The organism is Oleiphilus sp. HI0066 (genome assembly GCF_001635725.1).
In genome coordinates, this window is sequence record NZ_LWFH01001095.1 from 1 (window position 1) to 1166 (window position 1166).

General features: G+C 47.9%; 1 protein-coding gene. It reads right to left on the minus strand.

The window, feature by feature from the left end; all coding sequences use genetic code 11:
• Window positions 1-25: 25 nt before the first annotated feature.
• Window positions 26-1166: PEGA domain-containing protein (locus A3738_RS14145; protein ID WP_068763655.1), on the minus strand; the 1141-nt coding region annotated here is incomplete at its 5' end.

A 1166-nucleotide genomic window follows, 5' to 3' on the forward strand; every position in this document is an offset into this window, starting at 1 on the left:
TGCGTTTTGGCGGATCGTGTGTCGATTACCAGCCGTCTAATTTAGGGCATTGCGTTGCACGGTAGCTTTTCGGACGATAACACACACCAGGTTCTGAAGAACGTGCCGTAAACACTTCACCTTCTTCAGTGGTGAGCGTTACTTTTCCAAAAGGTTCTCCATCTTTAAATGTACCGCTTATTTTGCTTCCGTTAGGGTTTAGTATTTCACCCTTGCCGTGATACAAGCCTTCAATAAATTGCCCTTCGTATTTCTTGCCACTGGCATACACTTCAACCCCTTTGCCGTGGAACAAACCGTTAGAGAAAGAACCTTCGTATGTGCCGCCATCTGGGTAAGTAAGGGTGCCATTGCCGTGGAATAGGTTGTCACTAAAACCACCAACATAAAGTAAACCGTCTCGGGTGGTTAGAGAGCCTTGGCCACTTAACTCGCCGTCGATCCAATAACCTGTATAGATGTCGCCATTGGCTTTGGTTTGTGTGCCATCCCCGTTAAATTTGTCACCAGAGAACTGTCCAACATAAGTGTCGCCATTGCTGCTGACGAATGTGCCTTGTCCCTTTCTTTCGCCTTCAAACCATTCACCTTGATAGCGTGAACCATCGCCATAGCGCGCGGAGCCATAACCATGAAACTGTCCATTGACGAATGAACCTTGGTAGTCGATGCGCGCGCCGTCTTGGTAGCGGCCCTCACCAGTTTGTACACCGTGCTCCCAAACACCGTTTCGGTAGTTAACGGTCGTGTACTGCTGGAGTTCTGCGACGATGGTCTGATCGCTATTTTTTGCGATGTATATTTCTTGACGCCAGTTTTGGAAACCGCCTTTGGTCACTTCAACTGTGTAAGTGCCTGGTGATAACTCAACTTCAAGTGCGCTAGACCCGTATGGCTTGCCGTTGATGAGTACGGTATCTCCATACACATTGGAGCGTACGGTGAGTTTTCCGCTAATCGCAACTGGTGTTGCAGGTGTTGCTACAGGCGGCGCTGTTTTAGGTGTCTGCATAGAAGCTGTTGATGGAACTTGATCAGCGAAGATTGGAGCGTCATCGGAATCACTAACTACGATGTTCTCATCAGTTTCAACCGAGCTTTCTGGTTCTGGTTTTTCTGACTCAAGTTCTGGTTCGACTAATTCTTCAGCAACTTGTGGTACTTCA